The 18,584-nt window shown below is 67.5% G+C and carries 16 protein-coding genes; 7 read left to right on the top strand and 9 right to left on the bottom strand.

Features of this window, described 5'->3' with window-relative positions:
- Nucleotides 1-7: 7 nt before the first annotated feature.
- From DXK94_RS04540 to DXK94_RS04530, 3 genes are all read left to right on the top strand, one after another.
- On the top strand, nucleotides 8-838 hold the full coding sequence (locus tag DXK94_RS04540) for an IclR family transcriptional regulator (protein WP_115524034.1): 831 nt from the start codon (nucleotides 8-10) through the stop codon (nucleotides 836-838).
- A gap of 212 nt (nucleotides 839-1,050) precedes the next feature.
- Complete coding sequence (locus DXK94_RS04535) at nucleotides 1,051-1,506, top strand: Hpt domain-containing protein (RefSeq protein WP_258868429.1); 456 nt, start codon at nucleotides 1,051-1,053, stop codon at nucleotides 1,504-1,506.
- A 307-nt stretch (nucleotides 1,507-1,813) separates the two neighbouring features.
- On the top strand, nucleotides 1,814-3,154 hold the full coding sequence (locus DXK94_RS04530; RefSeq protein WP_115524033.1) for an MFS transporter: 1,341 nt from the start codon (nucleotides 1,814-1,816) through the stop codon (nucleotides 3,152-3,154).
- Between the two features lie 83 nt (nucleotides 3,155-3,237).
- Here DXK94_RS04530 and DXK94_RS04525 read toward each other — a convergent pair whose 3' ends face one another.
- The 5 genes from DXK94_RS04525 to DXK94_RS04505 form a co-directional block, all read right to left on the bottom strand.
- The gene (locus DXK94_RS04525; protein WP_115524032.1) at nucleotides 3,238-5,511 is read right to left on the bottom strand and encodes an alpha-L-rhamnosidase; all 2,274 of its coding nucleotides are present in this window, start codon (nucleotides 5,509-5,511) and stop codon (nucleotides 3,238-3,240) included.
- Nucleotides 5,512-5,565: 54 nt separating this feature from the next.
- Entirely contained in the window at nucleotides 5,566-6,570 is a 1,005-nt protein-coding gene (locus DXK94_RS04520; protein ID WP_115524031.1) for an oligopeptide/dipeptide ABC transporter ATP-binding protein, read from the bottom strand.
- Nucleotides 6,567-8,642 carry a dipeptide/oligopeptide/nickel ABC transporter permease/ATP-binding protein gene (locus DXK94_RS04515; protein WP_115524030.1) on the bottom strand — a complete coding sequence of 692 codons (2,076 nt, stop codon included), beginning with the start codon at nucleotides 8,640-8,642 and terminating at the stop codon, nucleotides 6,567-6,569. The genes DXK94_RS04520 and DXK94_RS04515 overlap by 4 nt, the downstream gene beginning before the upstream one ends.
- Entirely contained in the window at nucleotides 8,639-9,592 is a 954-nt protein-coding gene (locus DXK94_RS04510) for an ABC transporter permease (RefSeq protein ID WP_079596761.1), read from the bottom strand. Before DXK94_RS04510 ends, DXK94_RS04515 begins: the two co-directional genes overlap by 4 nt.
- A 61-nt stretch (nucleotides 9,593-9,653) precedes the next feature.
- The gene (locus tag DXK94_RS04505; RefSeq protein ID WP_115524029.1) at nucleotides 9,654-11,210 is read right to left on the bottom strand and encodes an ABC transporter substrate-binding protein; all 1,557 of its coding nucleotides are present in this window, start codon (nucleotides 11,208-11,210) and stop codon (nucleotides 9,654-9,656) included.
- Between the two features lie 217 nt (nucleotides 11,211-11,427).
- Here DXK94_RS04505 and DXK94_RS04500 point away from each other — a divergent pair, with 217 nt between their 5' ends.
- Nucleotides 11,428-12,693, top strand: coding sequence for a glycoside hydrolase family 1 protein (locus tag DXK94_RS04500; protein WP_115524028.1), 1,266 nt, complete (start codon nucleotides 11,428-11,430; stop codon nucleotides 12,691-12,693).
- A gap of 81 nt (nucleotides 12,694-12,774) precedes the next feature.
- Nucleotides 12,775-13,065: a hypothetical protein gene (locus DXK94_RS04495; protein WP_115524027.1), complete on the top strand. Its 291-nt coding sequence runs from the start codon at nucleotides 12,775-12,777 to the stop codon at nucleotides 13,063-13,065.
- Here DXK94_RS04495 and DXK94_RS04490 read toward each other — a convergent pair.
- On the bottom strand, nucleotides 13,050-13,799 hold the full coding sequence (locus tag DXK94_RS04490) for a GAF and ANTAR domain-containing protein (RefSeq protein WP_258868428.1): 750 nt from the start codon (nucleotides 13,797-13,799) through the stop codon (nucleotides 13,050-13,052). The two genes, DXK94_RS04495 and DXK94_RS04490, sit on opposite strands and share 16 nt — an antisense overlap.
- Nucleotides 13,800-13,905: 106 nt before the next feature.
- On the opposite strand from DXK94_RS04490, the gene DXK94_RS04485 reads away from it, so the two are divergent.
- Complete coding sequence (locus DXK94_RS04485; protein ID WP_115524111.1) at nucleotides 13,906-15,486, top strand: carboxylesterase/lipase family protein; 1,581 nt, start codon at nucleotides 13,906-13,908, stop codon at nucleotides 15,484-15,486.
- On the opposite strand, the gene DXK94_RS04480 is transcribed toward DXK94_RS04485, so the two are convergent.
- Genes DXK94_RS04480 through DXK94_RS04470 form a run of 3 tightly spaced genes read right to left on the bottom strand, consistent with a single transcriptional unit; the run spans nucleotide 15,464 to nucleotide 17,016 of the window.
- Nucleotides 15,464-15,904 (bottom strand): SRPBCC family protein, encoded by a 441-nt coding sequence (locus DXK94_RS04480; RefSeq protein WP_115524025.1) that lies wholly within the window; start codon nucleotides 15,902-15,904, stop codon nucleotides 15,464-15,466. The genes DXK94_RS04485 and DXK94_RS04480 overlap by 23 nt on opposite strands.
- Nucleotides 15,905-15,950: 46 nt before the next feature.
- The gene (locus DXK94_RS04475; protein WP_079596767.1) at nucleotides 15,951-16,235 is read right to left on the bottom strand and encodes a hypothetical protein; all 285 of its coding nucleotides are present in this window, start codon (nucleotides 16,233-16,235) and stop codon (nucleotides 15,951-15,953) included.
- 7 nt (nucleotides 16,236-16,242) lie between these two features.
- The gene (locus tag DXK94_RS04470) at nucleotides 16,243-17,016 is read right to left on the bottom strand and encodes an SDR family NAD(P)-dependent oxidoreductase (protein WP_115524024.1); all 774 of its coding nucleotides are present in this window, start codon (nucleotides 17,014-17,016) and stop codon (nucleotides 16,243-16,245) included.
- Nucleotides 17,017-17,242: 226 nt separating this feature from the next.
- Here DXK94_RS04470 and DXK94_RS04465 point away from each other — a divergent pair, with 226 nt between their 5' ends.
- Nucleotides 17,243-18,580: an MFS transporter gene (locus DXK94_RS04465; RefSeq protein WP_079596769.1), complete on the top strand. Its 1,338-nt coding sequence runs from the start codon at nucleotides 17,243-17,245 to the stop codon at nucleotides 18,578-18,580.
- Nucleotides 18,581-18,584: the final 4 nt, after the last annotated feature.

Below are 18,584 nucleotides of genomic sequence, written 5' to 3'. Positions count from 1 at the left end.
TTCTGCCATGACCCAACCCTCCGGAACGGACACCCCTCCTGCCCGTGGAAAGCGGCCCAAACAGGGTGAGCCGGTCATCGACCGCGCGTTGAGCCTGCTGGCAGTTTTCTCCGACCGGCGCAGGGCGCTGACCCTTTCAGAGATGGCGCGGTACGCGGACATGCCCGCCCCCACGGCGCTGCGGCTGATTGCCCGGCTCGTGGCCTGGGGCGCGCTGGAAAGGCTCGACGACGGGCGGTACGTCGTAGGCGTCCGGCTGTGGGAAGTCGCCTCGCTGTCCCCGCGCGGCCACGGCGTCCGCGAGATCGCCCTGCCATACCTGGAGGACCTGTTCGAAGTCACCCGGCACCACGTCCTGCTCGCCGTGCGGGACAACGAGGAAGCCGTGCTGATCGAGCGGCTCTCCGCCAAGGACGCCACCGAGGTGGCCTACCGGGTGGGAGGCCGGGCACCCCTGCGGTCCACCGCCGTCGGACTCGTGCTGCTGGCCGGCGCGGACCAGCAGTTCCAGGAAACCATCCTGGCGAAAGCCCCGGAGAACGAGCCCGGCGTGGCCGCCATGCCGGAAGGCCAGGTCCGCAGGACGCTGTCGGATGTGCGGCGTACCGGCATCGCCATGATCCGCCGCACCGTCCCGTCCCGGACCGTCTCGGTCGCCTCGCCGATTTTCGACGCGCAGGGCGCGGTGGTGGCCGCCTTGTCCATCGTGGTTCCGGACGGCTCCACTCCCCCGAACGTGCTGGCCCCGGCGGTCCGTGCCGCCGCCAGGGCTGTGTCCCGCAGCCTGGGGCACCAGGCAGCTGTCAGCCCGGACGTGCGGACCCACTCCCAGGGCTGAACGGCTCCAATCCCTGTTTGGGTCACGCGATCCATAACGATCGGCAACGGGATTTAAACGTTGGAAAAACCCTAGGCGGCCGGGCCCGGAACCGGACCTGATCCGCCAAACAAATTCCAAGCCCTCCGGCCTACCGTGGCAGAAAACCAGCACAGCACCGGCGCCGCCGGGCAGCTGTCCTGGTGCAGGCTGCCGGCAGGGGATGGACAACGATGAAGCTGCGAACCGAATGCACCGCCCCTTCAGCGGAATCCGGCCGCAGGGGCGCAACGGGCGCCCTGGGCGATGCCACTCTGCCGGTGGTGGGGCCGTCATTCCTTGACGGGCTTCGCGAGGAGCTCGACGAATACGAAGGCTGCCGGAGGGTGTTTGCGGACGATTTTATCGAGGGCCTGCCGCCGCGCTTCAACCAGCTGCGGCTGGCCCTGACCACGGGCGACCTCGAGGGGTCGCTGGACGCCGTCCAGGGCCTCAAGCTGTCCAGCCATGCCGTAGGTGCCGAGCGGCTGTCCGCCCTGTTAACGGACCTGGAGGGCGAGATCCGGATCCAGACACGCGAGGCGGATGCCGTAGTCCTTCCGCGGCTCGCAGCGCTGTTCCTTCGGGCCATCCATCAGTGCGGCCTGCAGACCAAACAACGGCTGGAGGCACGTCCCTTCGGGCGCTGACCCGTAGCCGCCCTTCACCAGGTGCGGCTTGGCATCCACTTCTGCTGCGGCGGCGGGTGGATGCCTCTTTTGTGCCCACCCCTTGACGTAGTGGCCCACTTCACATTAGATTGTTCAACAACCTCAGATTGTTCAACAACCTCAATCGAGAAGTTACCGTCCGGTAAGCGGCTATTGCGCAGCGCCGGATGCCCGCCCAACCCAGCGTCTTCGCCAGGCCATGCCGCCATGACCCGGACGCGTCGTCGGCCACCGCCGGCAATTTCAGCCGTACGCAACACCGCACCGCATCCCCTGGAGGACACCAATGGCCATCACGCCAGTACCTGCCGCCGAGCCGACAACGGTTGTCGGACGCAAGGACATGTACAAAGCCTTTGCCGCCAGCCTCACCGGCACCGCGCTTGAGTTCTACGACTTTGCCGTCTACTCGGCAGCAGCCGCGATCGTCTTTCCCCTCATCTTCTTCCCCGCCCAGGATCCGCTGACGGGCACCCTGCTCGCCTTCTCCACCTACGCCGTGGGGTACATCTCCCGGCCCGTGGGCGGCATCATCTTCGGCCGGCTTGGGGACGAGATCGGCCGCAAGAAGGTGCTGGTCATCACGCTGATGCTGATCGGCGTCGCAACCTTCCTGATCGGCCTGCTGCCGACGTACGGCAACATTGGCATCATCGCCCCGGCCGTGCTGGTCCTGCTGCGGTTTGCCCAGGGCGTGGGAGTAGGCGGCGAGTGGGGCAGCGCCGTCCTGCTTTCCAGCGAGTTCGGCGACCCCAACCGCCGCGGGTTCTGGGCCTCCGCCGCGCAGATCGGCCCGCCCGCCGGCAACCTGATGGCCAACGGCGCCTTGGCCGTCCTCACCCTGGTCCTCTCCGAGCAGGCGTTCCTGGACTACGGCTGGCGGATCGCGTTCCTCATCTCGGCCGTCCTGGTGGCGTTCGGACTCTGGATCCGGCTGAAGCTGGAGGACACCCCGGTGTTCCGCGCACTTGAGGCCCGCGGCGAAAAGCCCAACGCGCCCATCCGCGAAGTCCTGCTCACCCAGCGCCGCCCGCTGGCGGCAGCCATCCTGAGCCGCATCGGCCCGGACGTGCTGTACGCACTGTGCACCGTCTTCACGCTCACGTACGGCATCCAGAAACTCGGGTTCGACCGCGGCCAGGTCCTGGTGGCAGTGATGATCGGCTCGGCACTCCAGCTCTTCACGATGCCACTGGCAGGAGCCATCTCGGACCGCATCAACCGCCGGCTCGTCTACGGTGCCGCTGCCGTTGGCGCCTCGGTGTGGGCCTTCGTGTTCTTCTTCGTCCTGGAAGGCAAGTCGCCCACGGTCCTGATCATCGGCACGGTGATGGGACTGGTGTTCCACTCCTTTATGTACGGCCCCCAGGCCGCCTTCGTGGTGGAGCAGTTCAGCCCGCGGCTCCGGTCCACCGGCAGCTCCCTGGCCTACACGTTCGCCGGAATCATCGGCGGCGCGCTGGCACCGTTCATGTTCACCCTCCTGATGGGCGCCTTCAACAGCTGGCTCCCGGTGGCCATCTACCTGACTGCCGCCTGCCTCCTCACCATGGTGGGCCTGGCCCTCGGCCGGGATTCAAACGTGGCGGAGGACGAGGAGTACCTGCTGGAAGGCGCCGCCAACTGACGCTGCAGCGCCAGCCAACACTTAAAGGCCGGGGGCCGGAACATCTGTTCCGGCCCCCGGCCTTTGCGGTTTTTCCAAGTCGGCTACGTCGCCAGAAGGCCCGCATCCGCAGTGAAGCTGTGCGTGCCGCCCTGGACAGTGAAGGGCTCTCGGCCCGGAAGGGCGACGTCGGCCTCCACCCCGTCAGGGACCGTCGCCTCCACGTGGAGGGCGCCGCCGTCGAGCCGCCATTCCACACTGACGGTGCCGTGTGGCGTCTTCAGCGACGTCCTGGCCCAGTCGATCCCGACCCCCGGCAGCGGCGCGATCCTGACTTTGCCGTAGCCCGGCACGAGGGGCCGGATGCCGCCGATGGCCTTGTGCATCCAGTCGGCCACGGCGCCCAGGGCGTAGTGGTTGAAGCTGGTCATCTCGCCGGGGTTGATGGTCCCGTCCGGCAGCATGGAGTCCCAGCGTTCCCAGACGGTGGTGGCACCCATGGTTACGGGGTAGAGCCAGGAGGGGCAGCCCTCTTCCAAGAGCAGGCGGTAGGCCTCGTCGGCATGGCCGGTGTCCGTGAGGGCGTGCGTGATGAACGGTGTGCCGGCAAACCCGGTGGAAACGCGGTAGTTGTTATCCCGGACCAGCTCCGCCAGGCGGTTCCCGGCGAACTCCCGCAGGCCCTCGGTGTGCAGCACGTCGAAGGCAATGGCCAGGGCATAGACGGTGGTGCAGTCGCTGCGGATGGTTCCGTCCGCGGCCACATAGTGCTCGGCAAAGGACGCCCGGACCCGGCCGGCAAGCTGCTCGAAGTACGCGGCGTCGTCCGTTTTGCCCAGGAGCCTGGCGGTCTGGGCGGTGATGCGCGCGGTGCGGTAGAGGCAGGCGGTGGCCACCACGCCGGTGTCGGCCTTCGCAGCCCAGGGCTCGTCGGGTGCGGCGTCCGGGTCCAGCCAGTCGCCGAACTGGAAGCCCTGGTCCCACAGCCCGGTGGGTGAGAGCAGGCCCTCCACCCGGCGGGTGTGCGAGGCCATCGACGCGTACTGGTTTTCCAGCACGCCGACGTCGCCGTAGGCCTCCCAGAGCGCCCACGGCACCCAGACGGAGGCTTCGCTCCACAGCGCGGAGGACTCGGGCTTGGGAAATTCGGGTGGCTGGGGGCAGTACTTGAGGATATCCGGGACGGTGATGGGGACCAGCCCGTCGGCGGCTTCCTGCTCGGCGGCGAGGTCCAGCAGCCAGTCCTGCAGGAAGTCCTTGACGTCGTAGAGGAACGCCGCGGTGGGCGCGAACACGGCAATGTCGCCCGTCCAGCCGAGCCGCTCGTCGCGCTGCGGGCAATCGGTGGGGAGGTCCAGGAAGTTGCCGCGGAGCCCCCAGACGATGTTGCGGTGCAGCTGGTTGACCAGTTCGTTGGAGCACTCGAAAGTCCCCGTGCGCTCCAGTTCGGAGTGAACCACCACGGCTTCGAGGGAGTCCTCGGTGAGGGTGCCGGGCCAGCCGGTCACCTCGGCGTAGCGGAAGCCGTGGAAGGTCTTGGTGGGCTCGAAGAAGTCCTGCCCTCCCGAAAGGATGAACGTGTCCGTGGCTTTGGCCGAGCGCAGCGGGCGGACGCCCAGCTCGCCGTCCTCGAGCACCTCCGCGTGCCGCAGCGTGATTACCTCACCCGGCCCGCCCTGGACCGTGAACCGCAGCCAGCCCACCAGGTTCTGGCCGAAGTCCACCAGGGTTTTTCCGGCGGGTGAGGTGAAGACCCTGACGGGCCTGACGACGCCGGCACGCACCACGGGCGGGCCCACCGGCTCCGCCAGCCGGCCGGCGTCGAACTCCACCTCACGCACGCCCGTCCAGCCGGCGCCGCCGAAGCCTGGCTTGCTCCAGCCGGGCTGGGTGCGGCGGGCATCGATGGCCTGGCCGTCGTAGATCTCGTTGAAGTTGGTGGCGGAGGGGCCGGCCTGCCACGTGCCGTCCGAGGCGACGGACTGGACGTGCCCGTCCGCGTATTCGATGTCCAGCTGCCCGTAGAACCCCAGCTCGCTGCCGTACAGGTTGGATTCGCCGTGCCAGGCCAGCCGGCCGCGGTACCAGCCGTTGCCCAATTCCACGCCGATCACGGTGGACGGTGCCACGAGGGCCGTCACATCGTAGGTGCGGTAGCGGAGCCGCCATTCGTAGGAGCTCCAGCCCGGGCTCAGAACGTCGTCGCCCACCGGGGCGCCGTTGATGAAGGCCTCGTAGACACCGAAGGCGGTGGCGCGCAGCGTCGCTTTCACCACGGCCCCGTGGCCCTCCTCAAGCCGGAACTCCTTGCGGAGCCGCGGGGCGCCGTCGAAGTCCTGCTGCGGTGAAATCATGGCGGCGTGCCACGTGGGTGTCATGAAGGGTTCCGTTCTATAGGTCTGCAGGGAGACGTGCTTGGGTCAGTGGTGGGGTCAGGCGTAGTGGCAGGCGACGTCAGATCCGCCCACCACGCGGAGGGCGGGACGTTCCGTTGCGCACATTTCGGTGGCGAGCGGGCAGCGCTGCCGGAACGGGCAGCCGCCCGGGGTGGCGGAAACCGACGATGCCGTCCGCACTCCCATGGATTCACGCAGCGTGCGCCGCTCGGCCTGCTCGGCCGGCCGGGGCACGGGGGACGCTGCCACCAGCGCCTGGGTGAAGGGGTGTTTCGGGTCCTCGGTGACGGCGGCGGCAGGCCCGCTCTCCATCACCTGCCCCCGGTACAGCACCACGACGCGCTGGGCCAGGAACTGCACCACGGAGATGTCGTGGGCGATGAACAGGTAGCTCAGTCCCCGCTCATCGCGAAGGTCTGCCAGGAGGTTCAGCACCTGGGCCTGGGTGGAAAGGTCAAGGGCGCTCACGGCCTCGTCGCACACCACCAGGCTGGGTTCGCAGATCAGCGCCCTGGCCACGGCGATGCGCTGGCGCTGGCCGCCGGAAAACTGGCTGGGGTACCGGTCCACGGCTTCACGGGGAAGGCCCACGCGTTCCAGCATGGCTTCTGCCCTGCCCCGGGCTTCCGGTGCGGCAACGCCGCGGATCCGGAGGGGCTCGGCCAGGGAGGCGCCCACTGTCTGGCGGGGGTTGAGCGAGGAGTTGGGATCCTGGAACACAGCCCGCAGTTCGCTGCCCAGTGCCCGCCGCTGACCGGCCCCGGCGTGCGTGGTGTCCTTGCCCTGGTAGCTGATGGATCCGGCGGAGACCTTCTGCAGGCCCAGGATGGCCTTGCCGATGGTGGACTTTCCGGAGCCGGACTCCCCCACCAGGCCAACTGTCTCACCGGGCTGGATGGTAAAGCTGACGCGGTCCACCGCGGCAGGGGCTGCGGCAGCCTTGCGGCCGCGGCCGTACCGGACCACGAGGTCCTTGACCTCGAGGATGGGGGTGGCCAGGACGGCCGCTGGTGCCTGCCGGGCCGGGGTCTCGATGCTCATGCCAGGTCCTTTTCAACAGTCATAACCTTGGGGGTAACGTCCAGCAGACGGTGGGTGGGCACTTCGGTGGGCACCCATGCCAGGCCCTCAACCGCGAGTTCGTCCGCCTTGACGCAGCGGACCAGCCCGGATTCCAAACCGGACGGCAGCAGCGGCACCGGGGCGGCGCAGGCGGAACCGGCGAACTGGCAGCGGGCGGCAAACCGGCAGCCTGCGGGCCAGTCCTTGGGCTGCGGCACCTGGCCGCTGATGGTGGCCAGCCGCTCCGGCATGTCCGCGGCGGAATTGGCGTGCGGATCAGCCGCGAGGAGCGCCAGGGTGTACGGGTGCCGGGGGTTGTCCAGGATGGCGGCGGTCTGGCCGCTTTCCACCACCTGGCCCGCATACATCACTGCCACCTTGTCGCAGATGTCGGCCACCACGCCGAGATCGTGCGTCACGATGACCACCGACATGCCGGTGTCCTTCACCAGCGAGCGCAGCAGGGAGAGGATTTCCGCCTGCACTGTCACGTCCAGGGCGGTGGTGGGTTCGTCGGCGACAAGGAGGCGGGGCCTGCCGGACAGTGCCAGGGCGATGGCGACGCGCTGGGCCATGCCGCCGCTGATCTGGTGCGGATAGGTCTTCAGGATGCGTTCGGCGTCCACGATGCCCACCTTCTGCAGCAGGCCCAGGGCTTCGGTGCGGGCTTCGGCCTTGCCCATGCCGCGGAGCCGGCGGATCGCCGCGGTGAGCTGGTAGCCCACCGTGAACATCGGGTCCAGGGCGCGCATGGGTTCCTGCGAAATGAGGGCGATTTCCCGTCCGCGGATGCCTTCCATGTCCTTGTCGGTTGCCGCGGCCAGGTTCCTGCCGTTCCAGAGGATTTCCCCGCCGGTCACGGACACCCCGGAGGGCAGCAGTCCCAGCAGCGAGAGTGCGGTCATGGTCTTGCCGCAGCCGGACTCCCCCACCAGGCCAAGCACGGTGCCGCGTTCGACGTCGAACGAGACGTCGGTGACCAGGCGGACGCTGCCGTCCACGCCCACGGAGAGGTTCCGGACGCTGAGCTGGTCCTGCGCCGGGGCCTCCTCCGGGTTTACCGGTGATGCTGCGGCGATGGCGGAGACGGCCTTTGCCCGCTGGCGGCGGGCTGCTGCGGACGGCAGGTGGGAGGCGGTGGCGTTGGGCGACTTGCCCAGTGCGTTGCCGATGGCGTTGGCGGCAAGCACGGTCAGGGCCAGCACGGCGCCGGTGGGAACCATCAGCCAGGGGGCGTCGTAGACGTGCTGGGACGCGCTCTGGATCATCCCGCCCCAGCTGGGCTGCGGGATGGGCGGGCCGAACCCGATGAAGGCGAGGCCGGCCTGGATCAGCATGCCGACGGCGAAGATGAGGGCGGACTGCACCACGATGGTGTTGGTCAGTCCGGGAAGGACGTGCCGGAGGCTGATCCCGAGCATGCTGACGCCGTCCACCTTCGCTGCATCCACATACAGCTGGGACTGCAGCGACTTGGCCTGGCCCAGCATGACGCGGTAGATGCCGGCGGAAATGAGGATGCCCAGGATGGCCATGACCACGGGGATGTTGGTGCCCACCGCGCCGATCACGGCGAGGATGATCACGGTGCCGGGAATGGACATCATGATCTCGGTGGTGCGGCTGATGACCGACTCAGCACGGTCCCCGCCGGCGGCTGCCAGCATGGCCAGGATGGTTCCGAGCCCGACGGCGACGAGCACCGTGATCATGGACGTTCCCAGGGTGCCGGCCGCGGCAGCGAAGATGCGGCTGAGGAGGTCCCGGCCCAGTTCGTCGGTGCCGAGCCAGTGCGCGGCCGTGGGGCCCGAGAGGACTGCGGTGAAGTCCTGGTCCTCGGTCCTAAAGGGCAGCCAGAGCGGCGCGGTCACGGACGCGGCCACCATGGCGGCCAGCCAGGCCACCCCGGCGATGCTTCCCGGTGAGGCGAACAGCTTGCTCCCGGAGAAGCGGGTAAGTGCCGGCCGGCGGGACACCGTGGGCGCTGCGGCACCGGCGGCGGGAGCCTCGGCGGGGGAATCCACGGGGGCAGGGGCAACTGAGGGGATCATGAGGCACGCAACTTCGGGTCGAGGAACTTGGTGGCGAGTTCCAGCACCAGGTTCACGGCAACCACCACAACGGTGGCGATCACCACCACGCCCTGGACGGACGGAGCGTCATGGGTGCTGACGGAGGTTTGGACAGCCTGGCCCAGGCCCGGCATGGCGAACAGCTGCTCCGCGATGACGGAGCCGCCGAACAGCTGGATGAACTGCAGTGCGATGCCGGCAACGATGGGGAGGCTGGCATACCGCAGGGCGTGGACGTAGAGGATTTTCCAGGTGGGGGTAGCGGTGGCGCGCAGGGTCCGGATGTGTTCCTGCTGCAGCGCCTCAAGCATGGAGGCCCTGGTCTGGCGGGCGATGAACGCCGCGCCGCCCACTGCCAGGGTGATGACGGGCAGGGCAAGGGACAGTGCCCAGTCCTGCGGGGATGCCTCGAACGGGACGTAGCCGGTGGCGGGGAAGATGGAGGACTGGACCGCGAACAGGTACACGAAGATGACGCCCACCCAGAAGTTGGGCAGGGCCACACCCATGCCGCAGGCAGCACCGATGATGCGGTCTGCCGTTCCCCCGCGGACCGCGGCGGTGACGCCCAGGGTGATGCCCAAAAGAGCGCTGAGCAGCGTGGCCCCGGCGGCCAGGGACGCGGTGACGGGAAGCCTGCTGGCCAGGTCGGCGCTGACGGAGCGGCCGTCAATCAGCGAAGTGCCGAGATTGCCCTGGACGGCGTCGCCCAGCCAGCGGACAAACTGGGTCAGCAGCGGATCATTCCAGCCCAGCCGCTGGTTGACTTCGTCGATGGCCTCTTGGGTGGCGCCGGCTCCGAGCGAGACGGCTCCGGGGCTGCCGGGCATCGCGTGCACCAGCAGGAATGCCAGCACCGCAACCACCAGAACGGTGGCAAGCGCCATCAGCAGGCGTTTGGTGATGAATAGTGCCATGGTGACCTCCATCGGTCAGGCCCTGCCGGGCGGGCCCTCTTGTGGGGGAGGGCCCGCCCGACAGGTGCGGGTGTTAGCTGGCCGGCTTGTAGGACGAGAGGAGCGGGTAGGCGTTGGTGCCGGCGAACTCCACCGGCGCCACCTTCCTGGTGTTGTAGCCCTGGTTGGTGAGCGCCTCGTACAGCGGAATCATCCAGCCGGATTCCACCAGCCGGGTGTTCAGCCTGGTGGCCGCGGCCTTGACGGCGGCGTCGTCCTTGGCGGCAGCCAGCTCACCGGTGGCGGCGCTGAGCTGCTCGTCGGTGGCCTTCTGGACGTTGGTGAAGCCGCTCAGGACTGCTCCGTACATCACGCCCACGGGGTTGTCCCAGTTCAGCGGTGCGTAGCCGAGCGGGGTGGTGGCGACGGCGGCGAACGCCTCGTCCGTTGAGGCGGCCATCTTGACGTTCATGGTGATCCCCACGGCGGCGAGGTCCTTCTGGACTGCCTGCAGGTCCGTCTGGGTCTGGGCGCCGGCAATGATGGTGAACTCAAAGCCGTCCGGGTAGCCTGCTTCCGCGAGCAGGCTCTTGGCCTTCTCCGGGTTGTAGGCGAACGCCGTTTCCAGGTCCTTGGTGAAGCCGGCGGAGTCCTTGGGCAGGGCGTTCCAGGCCGGGATGTCACCCTTGTGGAGCGCGTCCACCAGAGCCTGGCGGTTGATGGCGTACTGGATGGCCTGGCGGACCTTTTCCTCGGCGAACGCCGGAGCAGTCTTGCCGATCTTGTCGAAGGAGATCATGGTGTTGACCGTGCCGCCAATCTGGGACACCCCCACGCCCTTGGTCTTCACGAAGTCCACCGTGGAGGACGTCAGCATGGCAACGTCGGCCTGGCCGGAGACCAGGGCGTTCGCCCGGGCCTGCGGGTCAAGGACCACACTGAAGATGACCTTGTCGAAGGCGTACTTGGAGGCTTCCGGGCTCTTGCTGTTCTTGACCAGGACGTACTTGTTGCCCTTCACGGTGGAGGGATCAAGCGTGTAGGGGCCTGAGCCGTCCGGGGTTGCGGCGAGGCTCGCGGTGTCTGTAACGGCGGTCTTGCCGACGATCATGCCGGTGGTGGAGGCCAGGTTCTTTTCGAACCCCGGCTGCGGCTTGGCGAAGGTCAGGGCCACCTGCGTGGGGCTGACGACGTCCACCGAGGCGATCTCCTGCGCGCCGCCCTTGGCGACGGCGGAGTAGGCAGTCAAGGCCGGGTCGGAGCGGCGGTCGAGGTTTGCCTTGACCAGTTCGGCGTCGAGCTTTGACCCGTCTGTGAAAGTGACGTCGTCCTTGAGGGTCAGGGTCAGGACCGTGTTGTCAGCGTTGTAGCTGAACTCCTTGGCCAGGCCCGGGCCTGCCGAGCCGTCCGGCTGCAGGGTCATCAGGCTTTCGTAGAGCCCTTCGAAGAACTGCCGCTGGGCTGCCGACACACGCAGCGGATCGAAGCCGAAGGATGCGGAGTCGCTGTCGATGGCGAGGGTCAGGGTGCTGGTGTCCACTTTGGCGGCTGCCTGGCCGGACCCGCCGCCGCAGGCGGTGAGCGATCCCAGCAGGAGGGCGCCGGCCAGAACGGCGGAGCTCCCACGGGCGGTGGAGTTCAGGAGTTTCATGTAGTGCGCCTTTGCATTCTGATGTGACAACGGAGATGACTGTGTGGGCCAGGCGAGTGGCCGGCTTCCTCAAGAATGCTGTGGGCACGTTTTCGCCAGACACGACTATTTCATTGATTGGAATACTTCTGTGGCGCGGGTCACGGCGCAGGACAGGATGAATGTCAAGGCAGCGAAGCCTGGCGCCGGGACCCGGCGTTGCACCGAAAGGATCACCATGACCGTCTCCCCCTTTTTCCCGCCCGACTTCCTGTGGGGTGTGGCCAGCGCCGCGCACCAGGTGGAAGGAAACAACGTCAACAGCGACACGTGGCTCCTGGAGCACCTGCCCGGAACGATTTTTGCCGAGCCCTCAGGTGACGCCGTGGACCATTACCACCGGTACCGCGAGGACATCGCCATGATCGCCGGACTCGGCTTCACCAGCTACCGGTTCTCGCTGGAATGGGCGCGGATAGAACCCGAGGAAGGCCATTTCTCGGTGGCCGAACTGGACCATTACCGCCGCATGCTGGAGGCGTGCCGTGACCATGGACTGACCCCGGTTGTGACCTTCCACCACTTCACGTCACCGCGGTGGCTGTTGGCCATGGGCGGGTGGGAGGGCCCGCGGACGGCGGAGCTTTTTGCCCGCTATTGCGACCGTGTGATGACGCACCTGGGTGACCTGATCGGCGTCGCCTGCACCTTGAACGAACCGAACCTGCCGTGGCTGCTGGAATCGTTCGGCATCGGCGGTGAAGCGCCGGAAAACCGTGTTTCGGTGCCCATGTGGGCTGCCGCCGCGGAACGCCTGGGCGTGGATGCCAGCACCGTGGCGCCCTTCCAGTTCTGCTCCACCGAGGCCGGGTTCGCCGTCAAGCTGGCGGCTCATCGGGCCGCCACTGCAGCGATCAAGGCGCACCGGCCCGGGCTGCAGGTGGGCTGGACGCTTGCCAACTCGGACATCCAGTCCATCGAGGGCGGCCGCGAACTGGCCGACCGGGTCCGCCGGGACGTCAACGAGCGCTTCCTCGAAGCATCCCGGGGCGATGACTTCGTGGGGATCCAGACGTACGGCCGCACGGTATACGGTCCGGACGGCCACGCACCGGCGCCCGAAGGCGTGGAGGTCAACCAGATGGGCGAGGAAATTTACCCGCAGGCACTGGAGGCGACCATCCGCGAAGCACACCGGATCGCGGGCATTCCCGTCATGGTTACGGAGAACGGCCTGGCTACCGAGGACGACGCCCAGCGCGTGGCTTACCTTCAGGTGGCCGTCGACGGCGTCGCGGCCTGCCTGGCGGACGGCATCGACGTCCGGGGCTACATCGCCTGGACCGCCTTCGACAACTTCGAGTGGATCTTCGGCTACCGGCCCAAGTTCGGGCTCATCGCCGTCGACCGCGGCACGCAGGAGCGCACTCCGAAGGAAAGCGCCCACTGGCTGGGTGGCTTCGCCCGTGAGCATGCGCTGTCACACGTGACGCAGCCTGCCTAAGGAGATCCGGCACTTCACCCATCAGTCCGGCCGCCCGCTCCGAATCCCTTGGGACAAAACTCCCAAAGCTAGGACGGGACGATGGATGAAGCGGACCAGCAGGCCCTGACCGGAGCGGTGATCAAGAGGCACGGCCTCGACCTCGCCGAGGTGTGGCTCGACTTTGTTGCCCTGGGCGGGGACGCCTCCGAACAGGACATCAGGGATTACAGCTCCGGGACGGCGGCACTGTCAAAAGATGACCGGGATGCCCTGACCCAGGCAGTGAATGAGCACTGTGCCGCGGCGAATGCACTGGTCCGGGCACCGTTCAGCGGTTCCCTCCTCGCACTTCCGCAGAAGGAACGGCAGGACCCCTACTCGTCGAAGTAGGTGAAGGTGTCAGTGCCGCCCGCCACGGAGGAGATCACGGCGGCCGCGACGTCCCGGAGCTTCACGTTCCTGGAATTGGAGGCCTCCCGCAGGACCTGGAAGGCAGCGGCCTGGCTGCAGCGGTTCTGCGCCATGATGGCACCGGTGGCCAGGTCGATGACCGTCCGTGACTGCATCGCTGCGCTCATGCCGTCCCTGGAGTCCTGCAGCCTGGCCATCCGCAGGGCAAGCGTGAGCCCCTTGGATACCTGTTCGGTATAGGCCTCGGCGGTGGCGGCGTCGTCACCGCTGTACGCCCCCGGCTGCTCGAAGTGAAGGGTAAGAGCGCCGAGGTCCTTGCCTTCCAGGATCAGCGGGATGCCCAGCACAGACCCGATGCCCTGCTCCCGGGCGGCCACCACGTACTCCGGCCAGCGGTCTTCGTGTTCCAGGTCCGGGACGAGGACCGTTCCCCTGGTCCGGATGGCGGCCAGGCCTGGGCCGTCCCCCTGCGTGTCTTCCAGCTCGGTGAGCAGGCAGGAGCCGGGGCTGCTGCCGGCCATGGCGGTGGGCTTCTTGGGGCGGGTCAGCCTGATGCCGCAGGACACGTCCCGGCCGGCACTGCCCAGGCGCGCGGCAGAGTACTCTGCGAGGTCCTGAAGGAGCTGCTCCACGCCGCGGTTCCCGAGGACCAGGTCCTGCAGGTGCGCTGCAACATCGGCAAAGACTCTGCCATCCGCAACATCGGTGACCACCAAGGATCTTTCCTCCCGGACGAAAATGAAAAGCCATAACAACATGGCCGCTCACTGCCAAACGGTCATTCCAGCCTACCCGTGCGAAGGACGTAACGTGTCAACCATGAAGCCCGCCTCCAGCCACAGCGGCTCCGTCCGCGGTAGAACAGTGACGGCCGGCGGCGTCCCGGTGCACAGTTTCCTGGGGGTTCCGTACGCGGAGCCGCCGACGGGGGAACGCCGTTTCCGCCCGCCCGTTCCCGTGTCCCCATGGCCCGGTGTGCTCGACGGCACCGCGCCGGGTCCGGCCGCCCCGCAGAACCCCGAGTCGCCGGCACCGCCCGGCGCCAAACCGCGGATCTGGAGCGAGGAGGGCTGCCTCAACCTCAACATCTGGACTCCCGCCACGGACGGCCCTGCCAGGCCCGTGATGGTGTGGATCCATGGCGGCGCCTACCTCAGTGGTTCCAACAGTGACGGCATGTACGACGGCGCCAACCTCGCCGCCGCGGGCGATGCCGTGGTGGTCACGATCAACTACAGGCTGGGAGCGCTCGGTTTCCTGCACCTGGCGGACCTCCTGGGACCTGGCTACGAAGACTCCTCCAACATTGCCCTCCTGGACCAGCTCGAAGCATTGCGCTGGGTCCGCCGCAACATCGCCGGGTTCGGCGGGGACCCCCAGAACGTGACCCTGTTTGGGGAATCGGCCGGGGCCGCGGCCATCGGCACCCTCCTGGGCATGCCGGCGTCGGAAGGCCTGTTCCGCCGGGCCATCATGCAAAGCGGCACCGCCGAACGCTGGCGCACGCCCGTTGACTCTGCCAGCATCAGCCGGAGATTCCTCGCCCTGTGCGGCCTGGACAGCCATTCGGCCGCCGAGCTGCTGGCCCTGCCCGTGGAGCGGCTGCTGGAGGCCCAGGAAAAGCTGGTGCAGGAGGTGGGCCGGGAAACATTCGCCGTTCCCCTGCCCTTCCAGCCGACGGTGGGGACGCCCTCACTGCCGCAGCCGCCCCTGGACGCGGTCCGGCAAGGGCTCAACGCCGGGGTGGATCTTATTGTCGGGACCAACCTCAACGAGGGGTCCTTCGCGGTGGAAATGCGACCGACTGCCCCTGAGGATCCCGGCTACCCGCAACGCGCGGCCGCCGTGCTCACGGCTGCCGGGATTGCCGGGGACCGCACGGCGGATTACGCGGCCGCCCTCGCCAAGGTTCTGTCGCTGGAGGCCGGTTTGTCGCGGGATGTGTCCGGCAAGGAACTCCTCGAAGCCGCCATTGCCGATTCCGTCTACCGCCAGCCCAGCAACAACCTGCTGGACGCGCGCGGTAGTGGCGCCCGGCACGGGGCGCCGGGCCGGACCTTTTCCTACCTCTTCACCTGGCGCAGCCCGGCAATGGGCGGGAAGCTCGGAGCATGCCACGCCCTGGACATCCCGTTCGTCTTCCGGCACCTGGATGCGCCGGAGGCTGCCTTCCTCACCCGCGGCCGGGCACCCCAGTCCCTCAGCGACACCATGAGCGGCGCGTGGGCGTCATTCGCGTGGACCGGAACACCCGTCCTGCCCGGACTGGAGTGGCCGGAATACGGGCGGCAGCGCAACACCATGATCCTTGACGCGGCACCCCGGGTGGACGCGGATCCGCGCCGGGACATCAGGGAGTTCTTCGAGGCGAACCGGGTCAGCCTGCAGCCTGGGCGTTGAGGGTGTCCCGGATCCCGTTCAGCGCGGGGTCCCGGAGCTGCATGAAAGCAGGTTTCAGCAGCGGCTGGATGATCTTGGCCGGTCCCTTGATGCTGAACTCGGCCGTGTATTTGACCAGTGATCCGGTCCCGGAAGGGCTGACGTTAACGGAGTCGAAGGCCGTGACGGTCTTGTTCTCGCCGCGGAGCTTGATGTGGTTCTCCGTCAACTCGATGACCTCGTACTCCAGGGTCTGGCGCTTCCCCCGGAATTCGGACTCCGCGTGGTAGCGGTGGCCCACCGCCACCGGGCCCGGCGTCAGCTTGTCCATCACGGGAGTGTTGGGGTCCCACGTGCTCGTGTTCTCGAACTCCCTCATGAAGGCAAAGGCCTTGTCGGCAGACAGCTTGGTTTCCACGCTTCCGGTGACTGTGATCATCACCCCAGTGTAGGAACGGGCTGGCGGGATGCACAGCCCCGCCGCCCTACGCCCGCCCGGCCGCCGCAGCCGTTTTCCGTCCGGCCAGCTGGACGGACGCCATTTTGTAGCACAGCTGCCCGCCGAGTTCGCGGGGATGGATCCACACCTCATAGCCCTCGGCTGCCGAGAACAGGGCCCTGCCCGCTGTCATGTCCGCTGCAAGCCAGAGGGCGGAGGAATCCTGCATGGCGTCATCCACCACCCCTGCCCGGACCAGCTGGAAATCCTTCCGGACCTCCACGGGAATCCCGACGAGCCGGCTCCAGTCGTGAAAGCGAAACCACTTCATGGCGCGGTCAGTGCATGTGGCTTCCGCCGTTGATGTCCACCGTGGTGCCGGTGAGGTAGGCGGATTCCTCGGAGGACAGGAAGGTGATCACGGCAGCAACTTCTTCCGTGGTGGCGTTGCGGCCCAGCGGAATCCCGGCGTTGATGGCGGCTTCCTGCTCCTCTGTGCTGCCCACCCGGATGTTGGTGTCCACGGCGCCCGGGGTGATGGCGTTGACGGTCACGCCGGTGGTGCCCAGTTCGCGGGCCAGGGCCTTGGTAAGGCCCAGGATGGCGGCCTTGGCTGCGGAGTACGGGACCTTGCCGAAGACCCCGCCACCGCGCTGGGCCGATACGGAGGACATGTTGACGATCCGGCCCCAGCCGTTGGCGATCATGTCCGGCAGGAAAGCCTTGGTCACCAGGTAGGTGCCGGTGGCGTTGACGTCCATCACCTTGTGCCACAGCTCAAGGGTGGTCTCCAGGAACGGGACGGGGGAAGTGATCCCGGCGATGTTGGCCAGGGCCCCTACCGGCGGCAGGTTGCCGGCGGTGACCTCCGCGGCCACCGCCTGGTAGGCGGCGCTGACGGATGCTTCGTTGGCGACGTCGATTTCGTGGCCAAAGGCGGGGACGTTGAATTCGTTGCCGATCTCGGCGGCGACCTTGGCGGACTTCTCGCCGTCGAGGTCCAGGATCACCACGGCCCAGCCCTGGTTGGCGTAGCGGCGTGCGGTGGTGATGCCGATGCCCCGGTCCGAGGTTGCCCCGGTGAGGACTGCGGTGCGCTGGATGGTGGTCATGATGGTGCTCCTTGGCTGTGATGGAACATCTTTGGTCCCTTGGGTTGGCTGGCCCGGCTCGCACGGGCATTCGTGATGAGGACCACACTAGTCCGGTCAATGTTAACAGTCAACCTCCGACATTGACTGTTGACATTACCCATGACCCCGATCACACTGGACCTATCATTTTGTTAACCGTCGACAGCGGCTACCCCAACCAGCCGCTTTCCGAAAGGGAACCACCATGGGCAAAGATGCTCTGAACATGCGCGGTCCAGTGCATGGCACCAAGGACGCGAAGCGCGTCGCCATTGGCTCCGGTGTGGGCGCAGTAATCGAAACGTACGACTTCATCGGTTTCGGCACCGCCGCTGCGCTGTACTTCGGGACCGCCTTCTTCCCCACCGGCGATCCCGTTACCGGCACCCTGGCCGCCTTCGCCACCCTGGGCGTTGGCTTCGCTGCCCGCCCGCTGGGCGGCATCATTGGTGGACACCTGGGTGACAAGGTGGGCCGCAAGCCCGTGCTGGTCACCTCGCTGATCCTGATGGGCGTGGCCACGTTCCTGATCGGCCTGCTCCCCACCTACAGCCAGGTGGGCCTGCTGGCTCCGGCGCTGCTGGTGTTTGTCCGCATCGTCCAGGGCCTGGCCTTCGGCGCCGAATGGGGCGGCGCCATCCTGATGAGCTACGAGCACGCGCCGTGGAAGTCCAAGGGCAAGTACACCGGCATTGTCCAGGCCGGCTTCCCGGTAGGCCTCCTGCTCGCCAACCTGGTCTTCCTGGTCAGCGTCAACCTCGGTGGCGAGCTCGCCTGGCGCGTTCCGTTCCTGGCCAGCATCGTGCTGGTGGTTGTGGGCCTGATCATCCGCTCCAAGGTTCCCGAGTCCCCCGTCTTCGACGAGGTCAAGGACAGCGGCGACATCGTCAAGTCGCCCATCGTGGAGGTCATCAAGACCGACTGGCGCAACATCGTGAAGGGCATTGGCCTGCGCGTTGCTGAGACTGCCGGCTACGCCGTGTCCATCACGTACATGATTTCCTACCTGCACACCGAACAGCTGGCGGACAAGACGCAGACCCTCGTAGCGCTCTGCATCGCATCCTTCATCGGCATCTTCGCCACCGCCGCCTGGGCACGCCTCACCGACCGCATCGGCCGCCGCCCGGTCTACCTCTGGTCCTGCGCCTTCGCCGTCCTGTTCGCCGTGCCCATGTTCCTGCTGGTCAACACCGGCCTGTTCTTCTTCATCATCGCCACCATCGCCATCTCCTACGCCGTCTGCCAGAACTCACTTGCCGGCGCGCAGGGCGCCTGGTTCCCGGAGCTCTTCCAGGCCAAGACCCGCGCCTCAGGCGCCAGCCTTGCCTACCAGATCTCCGCCATGGTCTCCGGCTTCACCCCCTTCGTCACCACGCTGCTCTTCGTCAGCTTCGGCTGGATGGGCCCGGCCCTTCTGTTCGGCGCCTATGCAGCAGTGGGCCTGTGGGCCGCAGTCGCCACCCGCGAAACCTGGGGAAAGCGCGAGCGCGAGCTGGCCGATGAAGCCACCAAAAGCACCCCCAACACGGTGAGCGTCTAATGAC

Origin of the sequence: Arthrobacter sp. RT-1, from assembly GCF_003367205.1 — a bacterium.
Taxonomy (GTDB): domain Bacteria; phylum Actinomycetota; class Actinomycetes; order Actinomycetales; family Micrococcaceae; genus Arthrobacter.
The sequence above is the reverse complement of the archived record's forward strand: the minus strand, read 5'-3'. Positions and strand labels throughout refer to the sequence as shown.